General features: G+C 49.2%; 7 protein-coding genes. 5 read left to right on the top strand and 2 right to left on the bottom strand.

All coding sequences use genetic code 11. The features are described from left to right. Positions 1–110 precede the first annotated feature (110 nt). Both BUB18_RS24170 and BUB18_RS24165 read right to left on the bottom strand, forming a co-directional pair. Positions 111–482, bottom strand: a complete 372-nt coding sequence (locus tag BUB18_RS24170; protein ID WP_073085989.1) for a hypothetical protein — start codon at positions 480–482, stop codon at positions 111–113. A gap of 314 nt (positions 483–796) precedes the next feature. Then, on the bottom strand, positions 797–1,537 hold the full coding sequence (locus BUB18_RS24165) for a hypothetical protein (RefSeq protein WP_073085987.1): 741 nt from the start codon (positions 1,535–1,537) through the stop codon (positions 797–799). A gap of 366 nt (positions 1,538–1,903) precedes the next feature. Between BUB18_RS24165 and BUB18_RS24160 the strand changes: the two genes are divergently transcribed. The 5 genes from BUB18_RS24160 (at position 1,904) to BUB18_RS24140 (ending at position 8,120) form a co-directional block, all read left to right on the top strand. Further along, positions 1,904–2,308, top strand: coding sequence for an HYC_CC_PP family protein (locus tag BUB18_RS24160; protein ID WP_073085985.1), 405 nt, complete (start codon positions 1,904–1,906; stop codon positions 2,306–2,308). Positions 2,309–2,498: 190 nt separating this feature from the next. Beyond that, positions 2,499–3,785: an efflux RND transporter permease subunit gene (locus BUB18_RS24155; RefSeq protein ID WP_073085983.1), complete on the top strand. Its 1,287-nt coding sequence runs from the start codon at positions 2,499–2,501 to the stop codon at positions 3,783–3,785. 7 nt (positions 3,786–3,792) lie between these two features. After that, positions 3,793–5,727: an efflux RND transporter permease subunit gene (locus BUB18_RS24150; RefSeq protein WP_178372199.1), complete on the top strand. Its 1,935-nt coding sequence runs from the start codon at positions 3,793–3,795 to the stop codon at positions 5,725–5,727. After that, positions 5,711–6,964, top strand: coding sequence for a TolC family protein (locus tag BUB18_RS24145; protein WP_218588099.1), 1,254 nt, complete (start codon positions 5,711–5,713; stop codon positions 6,962–6,964). Before BUB18_RS24150 ends, BUB18_RS24145 begins: the two co-directional genes overlap by 17 nt. Further along, the gene (locus BUB18_RS24140; protein ID WP_073085977.1) at positions 6,942–8,120 is read left to right on the top strand and encodes an efflux RND transporter periplasmic adaptor subunit; all 1,179 of its coding nucleotides are present in this window, start codon (positions 6,942–6,944) and stop codon (positions 8,118–8,120) included. Before BUB18_RS24145 ends, BUB18_RS24140 begins: the two co-directional genes overlap by 23 nt. Positions 8,121–8,126 lie beyond the last annotated feature (6 nt).

The raw sequence follows: 8,126 nt of genomic DNA, 5'->3' as shown, positions 1-8,126 counted from the left end.
AGAAGACTATTTATCAACACAAAACCTTAATAAAAGCCTTTTTTTTTCTAAAAATAGAAAGAGGCTATCTCAAATTACTTTTGAGACAGCCTCTTTTTGTTTTAAATTCCTTAGATCGTGATTGTAAACCCTCCATTAGCTATATCTGCAGCAGTTACGGTGTGTGTGTTAAACACTCCGGAACCAAGTATCAGGATGCCTGCGCGTACAATATCGCCTTCACTAACACTTAACTGGCAGGTGGCAACCGGAGGTACGCTGACAAAAGTGGTGGTGTACACAACCTGACCCGTTGCGAGGTTGGTTACCTGGGATGTTACCGCTGGTAATCCCGGAGTAATCAGGTTAACTGTAACCGTAACAACAGTAGCTCGTTTTGACAGAGTATTGACCGCTGTGTTTAATGTGCCTGATAAGGAATGGCTGTTGCCCTCTGCAAACAGCAGCGTGGTGAATGCTAAGGAAAGGAGGATGCGTTTCATAAAACAAACAATTTATGGTAGTTGAAAAAAATGACCTTTTTTTATTATTAAAGGCTGGATAGTAATATAGCTACGCAGGGTGCGATGTGGATACAGTGGTATGGGGTCATAACTTTTTTTAGTACTTAGCATGTAGTTGCGTTCCGGATACTTGTTCTTCATTACATCTTAAACACATTAATTGCTGATGAGTGCAACATTACAAGGATGCTAACATAGCAATTTGTGAAGGATGGTAGTGGTATAAATTACAAAATCGGGGTCTGAATCCCCGATTTTGCAAATGTATATGGTTGCAGTAAACGCTCACTGGTTTACTGCTGGATAATATTCTTATACTTCCCGGTACTGTCCCGCACTTCAATCTTAGGATTGCCCGCCTTATCCACATAAATTTTCATCTTCGGCTTTCCTTTGGCATCATATAAAAATACACCGGCGTCGGCGTTTACGTTTCTGCCGATAAACATTCTTCTTTTAGCGCCTTCTTTATCCCACAGTTCACCAATCTTAGCCTCACGTTCTTTAGGGTCTGCAATTTTTTTCAGCTCTTCCGTTTTCGCCATGCGGTCGTTGAGGTTACTGCCCACCGGGTATTCATTAAACATCAATCCGCGTGAAACTTCTGCTTTACCGTTTTCATAGGTTTCATCGTTGAGGAGCTGAATCACCTGGTCGTCGTGATAGTTGTCCATGGTAAACGACATACCGTGATTTACGGACCCGTCTTTCGCGGTGGTAGCCGCCACGATGCCGCCGCATTCATCGCCTTTGTTGGTAAAGAATATAATGCCTGCGGGTCTTTCACGTTTGGGGAACTCTTTGCCCTCCATTCTGCCGGAGTGCTGCCTGGTTTCGTTACTCAGCACCATCCTTGGGAGGTTGTCTTCTCCCACTACGGTAATGCGCTTTACGGTAATTTCGTCCGCAGTAAGATTTTTATCTTTCCCAACAAAAGAAGAAAGAATGAATACCAAAAAAATGGAGGTGCTGATGACAGCGTAGTACAGTAAAAAGTTAACCTTGCGTTGTAGCGATTTGTCTGTGTGTTGCATAGTACATGTTTGTGTTCAATAAAAAGTTGCTGAATCGCGCGTCAGGAGGCGTTGTAAGGGTAATGAAGGAATCACATTTTCCAAAACCGGGTTGACATTTGGTGTGCTGTATTATCAGATTATTGGTCTACTCGGGGGCGATGCGCCAAACAATACCTTGTTCCTCATCAATTTTTCGGGACCAAATGTAGGAGTAATATTTGGCATTTTGTGTGTCGGGGTTGTCAACTACCGGTGCAATATCTGAATTTATGGTCTGAATTAGCCGCTGAAGGGTACAGATGTACAGGGCTCCCTGAAATTATGTAAAAAAAATTCAAAATTATGTAACAACAGCGGCGTACGGCGCAGTAATTTCGTCGTATAATGAAAAAACTCGTCGCATTAATTTTAGCACTTTTGTACATGGGTACCTCTACCGGCGCCACCTTGCATATGCACTACTGCATGGGTAAGCTGATAACGGTAAACCTGTGGCATAGCGACAAGGACAAGCAGGTATGCAGCAAGTGCGGCGACAACCAGCGCCCTTCCTGCGCAAAAAAATGCTGCAAGGATGAGCATAAAACAGTGAAGTATGATAACGACCAGCATGTTACCGATTCCGCGATGGCGGCCATGCAGCAGCTGGCAGTGGTTACGCCCGTGCATTTTATGGGGCTGCAACCCGTTTACATCACTGCCCTGGTAGCCGAACATCCGGTGAGCAACGCGCCGCCGGGCAATGCCAAAGTACCCGTACATATACTCCACTGTACCTACCGTATCTGATTCCCCGTTATTTCCGGCATTTACTACCGCTTTCCTGTGCATCAGCCGCCGGGCTTTGCCAGCGCAGGATCTGATCTCTCCCTAAAAAATTTTAATGGTTACTAACTAATGGCACACCTGCCGGTAACAGGTACGTGCAGCCATGACCGTAACCTGGTGGCATATGTCACCATACAGAAAAAGAACAGTTATGGTTCATCGTATTATTGAATGGTCCCTGCGCAACCGCTTTATCGTGCTGGTGCTGGCCACCGTTTTGTTTGCCTGGGGCATATTTGCCGTCAAAAAAAATCCTATTGATGCCATTCCCGACCTGTCAGAAAACCAGGTAATCGTGTTCACGGAATGGATGGGCCGGGGGCCACAGCTAATAGAAGACCAGATCACCTACCCACTCGTTACCAACTTACAGGGCCTGCCCAAAATTAAATATGTACGCGGCGCCTCCATGTTTGGTATGAGCTTCATCTATGTAATTTTTAATGAAGATGTAGATGTTTATTGGGCCAGAGAACGCGTACTGGAACGGTTAAGCACCGTTTCACGCACCTTACCTGCAGGCGTAACACCGCAGCTGGGCCCGGACGGTACCGGCGTAGGTCACATCTTATGGTACACACTGGATGCTCCAGGCATGGACCTGGGCGAACAGCGGGCCATGCAGGACTGGTACATCAAATTCGCCCTGCAAAACGTGGAAGGCGTCAGTGAAATCGCCTCTTTCGGCGGCTTTCAGAAACAGTACCAGATCACTATCGATCCTAATAAATTGTTGTATTACCGGTTGTCTGTTCCGGAAGTGATCAACGCTATCCGCGCTAACAACAACGAATCCGGTGGCCGAAAGTTCGAACTGAGCGATATCGGCTATATCATCAAAACCTCCGGCTACCTCAAATCCATGGAGGAAATAGCCAATATCCCCGTCAAAACGCAGAACAGCATCCCCATTCGTATAGCCGATGTGGCTTCCGTGCAGATGACCGGCGAAACACGCCTCGGCATCTTTGACCAGGATGGGGAAGGAGAGCGTGTAGGCGGTATCGTGGTCATGCGCTACGGGGAAAATGCTGCCGCCGTAATCGACAAAGTGAAAGCCAGGATGCAGGAAGTGGCCAAAGGCTTTCCGGATGGGGTGAAGTTTGATATCGTGTACGACCGTGGTGAGCTCATCAGGGAATCGGTAGACTCCATCCGCCACACGCTGATAGAGGAAATGATCGTGGTATCTATTGTGGTGATCATCTTCCTGTTTCACTGGCGGAGCGCGCTCAGCATCATTATTCAGATACCTATAACACTGGCAGCCAGCTTTATCCTGCTCAACGCTTTTGGTATCTCCTCCAACATCATGTCGTTAACCGGCATCGCACTAGCCATCGGGGTGATAGTGGACAATGGCATCATCATGAGCGAAAACGCCTACAAGCACCTGGCAGAGCGGTACGAACAATGGCAGCAACAACAAAAAAACTAAGCAGATCATGAATTGGCTGAAAAATATTTTTAAAAAATCGCCGGCATGGATATCGGAAGAAGAACGGCTGAAGGTGATCGAACAATCCAGCAAACAGGTATCCCGGGGGGTATTTTTTGCGACCATCATCATCATTACCTCCTTTTTACCGGTGTTTATGCTCACAGGCCAGGAAGGTAAATTGTTTCACCCCCTCGCCTATACGAAAACATTTATTATGATCGTGGATGCCTTTCTGGTAATCACGCTGGCGCCGGTGCTGATCTCCTTTTTTATGAAAGGGAAGTTCCGGCCGGATCATGATAATCCCATCAACCGCGCCCTGGAAAAGGTGTATGAGCCCATTATCCGTGGGGTACTCAAATGGCGTAAAACTACTATCGCCATCAATGTGATTGCACTCGTGATCACCATCCCGCTGCTGAAGAGTTTAGGCAGTGAATTTATGCCCCCGCTCGATGAGCAAAGCATCCTGTTTATGCCGGTAACCCTGCCGGATGTATCCAACGCAGAAGCCAAACGTATTTTACAGGTACAGGATAAAATCATTAAATCCGTACCGGAGGTAGATAAGGTGCTGGGTAAGGCTGGCCGCGCCAGCACGGCCACAGATAACTCGCCCATCAGCATGATTGAAACCATCATCATGCTAAAACCTAAAGACCAGTGGCGCAAAGGCAAAACAAAAAAAGATATCATCAACGAACTCGATGCAAAATTGCAGATCCCGGGAGTAGTAAACGGATGGACGCAACCGATCATCAACAGGATCAATATGCTGGCCACAGGTATTCGTACAGACGTAGGGGTGAAGGTATATGGCCAGCACCTGGATACCATTGCCTCCGTATCCGAACGCGTAAGAAAAGCGCTGGAAGGAACGCCGGGCATCGCGGACCTGTATGTAGAGCCGGTAACGGGTGGCAAGTACCTGGACATTGATGTGCGCCGGGGCGATCTTGCCCGCTACGGCCTTACCGTAGATGATGTAAACCAGACCGTGGAAACCGCACTGGGCGGCGCTCCCATCGGCAACACTATCGAAGGGCGACAGCGCTTTTCCATCAGCGTGCGGCTCGCTCAGGACTACCGCAACAGCGTGGAACAGATCAGGCGCATCCCCGTGATGTCTGCCACTATGGGAGAAGTACCGCTGTCCTCCATCGCCGACGTTAAGTTTGTAGATGGCCCGCCCATGATCACCTCCGATAACGCCATGCTCCGGGGCGCAGTACTGTTCAATGTAAGAGGGCGTGACCTCGGCGGCACCGTAAGCGAAGCAATAGAAAAAATGAACCAGTCCAAAGGCATTTTACCACAGGGTTACTACCTGGAATGGAGCGGGCAATATGAAAACCTGATCCGTGGCCAGCAAACACTGCTCTGGATAGCGCCGGTGGTGCTGGTCATCATTTTCTTCTCCCTGTATTTTGCCTTTCATTCTATCAGAGAAGCTTTCCTCAGTTTGATTACCGTGCCGTTTGCACTCATCGGTGGCGCCTATATGATTTATTTCTGGGGTGTGAACCTCTCCGTAGCAGTAGCCGTAGGCTTCATTGCGCTGTTTGGGATCGCCGTGGAAACAGGGATTGTAATGGTGATCTACCTCAACGATGCCATGATGCAACTGGTGAAAGCAAAGGGCAACTCAGCGGAAACCATTACCCGGCAAGATTTATACCACGCCGTGATCCACGGCGCCGCTAAGCGGCTGCGCCCTAAATTGATGACGGTGTGTGTGTCGCTCTTCGGATTGGTGCCGGTACTATGGGCCAGCGGCGTAGGTACGGATGTAATGAAACCTATTGTGCTGCCCATGATTGGCGGGGTGCTCACATCCTCCACCCATATTTTGCTGGTGACACCGCTGATCTTTTTAATGACGAAAGAATACGAATTACGTAAGCATGGAAAACTCGAAATTCATGAGGTACAGCATTAAATATTTATTCCTCCTGTTGTTTGGACTGCCATTGGCCATGCAGGCACAAACAGTGCCGGTATTGTCACTGGACACAATCCTGCACCGGGTGGATCAACATAACATACTCCTGCAATCCTATGCGCTAAAGGCAGAAGGTTACAAATACAGCGCCGATGCGGCCACCGCCTGGATGGCGCCGATGGTAGGCGTAGGAACTTTCATGACACCCTATCCCGGCCAGATGATCATGGACGGCCGCGATAAAGGCAACCTGATGCTGCAACTGGAGCAGGATATTCCCAACCCCGCCAAGCTGGCCGCTCAAAAGAAATACATCGCTTCGCAGGGCAATGTGGAATTGGCCACTCGTGGTATCACGCTCAACGAGCTGAAGTCGCAGGCTAAACGCCTGTACTATAGCTGGCTGATTGCACAACAACGTATAGCCGTGCTGCAACAAAACGAAAAAATCATGCTCACCATGAAGCAGATCGAAGCGGTGCGCTATCCTTATAACCAGTCGCAGCTCAGCGGCGTTTACAAAGCGGATGCAAAAATTGAGGACAACCGTAATATGATCCGCATGCAGGAAGGCAACATTGCCCGGGCGCGGGCATGGCTCAACAGTCTGATGAATGCCGCCGGTAACGAACCTTTTGAAATTGATACCAGCTACCAGCCGCAGTTTCGCATGGCCACTTCCTACGATACGGCTTCGCTGGCAACAGCGCGACAGGATATCGTGAAAATGAATGAAAGCATCCGCTCCATGCAGCTCAATATTGAAGGCATGAAAAAAGAGAAGAAGCCGGACTTCCGCCTGCGCTTTGACCACATGGCGCCCCTGGATAACGCAATGCCAAAGGCATTCAGCGCGATGGGCATGGTCAGCATTCCCATTGCTCCCTGGGCTTCCAAAATGTATAAGTCGGAAATAAAAGCGATGACCTACAACGTGCAGGCCATGGAAAAAGAAAAGGCGGCCATGTTGCAGGAAACACAGGGTATGCTGTATGGGATGCAGTATGAAATACAATCCATGCAAACACGCATCCGTGCGATGGAAGAGAAGATAGTGCCGGCGCTGCAACAAACGCTGGATGCCAGTTTCCTGAACTACCAGGAAAACAAACTTGCACTGAGTAACGTGATCGACTCCTGGGAAGCACTTACTATGATGCAGTCGAACGTGCTGGACGAAAAATTAAAACTCTACGAAATGATAGTGGATTATGAGAAACAACTATATCGTTAAAATAACTTTCGCTGTGCTGGCGCTGGCGGCGTGCAAGCCAAAGCCGCCCGCAATGGAAAGCGGGCACGCGGAGCATCCGGTGGATAGCAGCGTAGCTAACCTCACCCGGCCGGTGAATGAAAAGGTAATTGCGGCGATCCCCGTGATTAGTGCGGATACAGGTACGCGTGTATACGCTACCGTTGTAAACGGGATTGTGACGTATGACGACAGGAACCAAACCAGCATTGCCAGCAGGGTGGGAGGCCGGGTGGAGCGACTGCTCGTAAAATTCAACTACCAGCCGGTGAAAAAAGGGCAGCTGATCATGGAGGTGTACTCACCTGACCTGGCGGCAGCGCAGCGGGAGCTGCTATATGTAGCGCAAACCGGTGGCAACATGCTGGCCGCAGCTAAGCAACGACTGCAATTATTAGGTATGCAGGCGGCGCAGATAGAACAGGTGATTAAAACCGGAAAGGTATTATATCGTGTGCCAGTATACAGTAACGCAAACGGCTATATTCTGGAGAAATCCGCCGCAGCCGCACCAACAGCGGCCATGCCTGCTGTTTCCGCCGCAGGCGGGGATGGCATGAGTGGTATGGGGGCTACTACCACGGCTGCCACACCGGCACCTGCGGCGCCTGCTGCTACCCCGGTATTACTACGGGAAGGGCAGTACGTAACTGCCGGACAGTCGCTTTTTACCATTTACCAGGCAACTTCGTTGGTAGCTGAATTTGCCTTCCCGGCACAATTGTCCGCCATGGTGAAGAAGGGACAGCAGCTATTATTTTACCCTGCCAGTAATGAAGATGCCATGCAATCAGGGCATATCGGCCTAATTGAGCCCCGCTTTAAAGACGGTGTGAACTTTACCATGGCAAGGGTATACCTGAAGGACCATGCGCTACAGGCAGGGCAGTTGCTGCAGGCAAGCCTGCCGGTGGTGGTAAGTGCAGGCTGGTGGCTGCCGCAAAAAGCAGTGCTGCAACTGGGGAATAAGTCTGTCGTATTCAAAAAAGAAGGAAATGCATTTATCCCCAAAGTAGTGGAAACAGGTTGGAAAGTGAAGGACATGATCCAGGTAAAAACGGCGATCGGCGATTGGAAACTAGCTTCCAATGCCTATTACCTGGTAGATAGTGAAAGTTTTATCAGAACAAAAAATTAATGCGCA

Origin of the sequence: Chitinophaga jiangningensis (assembly GCF_900142605.1) — a bacterium.
In the GTDB taxonomy this organism is placed as follows: domain Bacteria; phylum Bacteroidota; class Bacteroidia; order Chitinophagales; family Chitinophagaceae; genus Chitinophaga; species Chitinophaga jiangningensis.
Note: the sequence above shows the minus strand (reverse complement) of the source record. Positions and strands in the feature narration are given on the sequence as shown.

Bases quoted from the DNA above. Each gene is read 5' to 3' on its own strand.
- BUB18_RS24170 (WP_073085989.1), bottom strand. From the start codon at position 482: ATGAAACGCATCCTCCTTTCCTTAGCATTCACCACGCTGCTGTTTGCA.
- BUB18_RS24165 (WP_073085987.1), bottom strand. From the start codon at position 1,537: ATGCAACACACAGACAAATCGCTACAACGCAAGGTTAACTTTTTACTG.
- BUB18_RS24160 (WP_073085985.1), top strand. From the start codon at position 1,904: ATGAAAAAACTCGTCGCATTAATTTTAGCACTTTTGTACATGGGTACC.
- BUB18_RS24155 (WP_073085983.1), top strand. From the start codon at position 2,499: ATGGTTCATCGTATTATTGAATGGTCCCTGCGCAACCGCTTTATCGTG.
- BUB18_RS24150 (WP_178372199.1), top strand. From the start codon at position 3,793: ATGAATTGGCTGAAAAATATTTTTAAAAAATCGCCGGCATGGATATCG.
- BUB18_RS24145 (WP_218588099.1), top strand. From the start codon at position 5,711: ATGAGGTACAGCATTAAATATTTATTCCTCCTGTTGTTTGGACTGCCA.
- BUB18_RS24140 (WP_073085977.1), top strand. From the start codon at position 6,942: ATGAGAAACAACTATATCGTTAAAATAACTTTCGCTGTGCTGGCGCTG.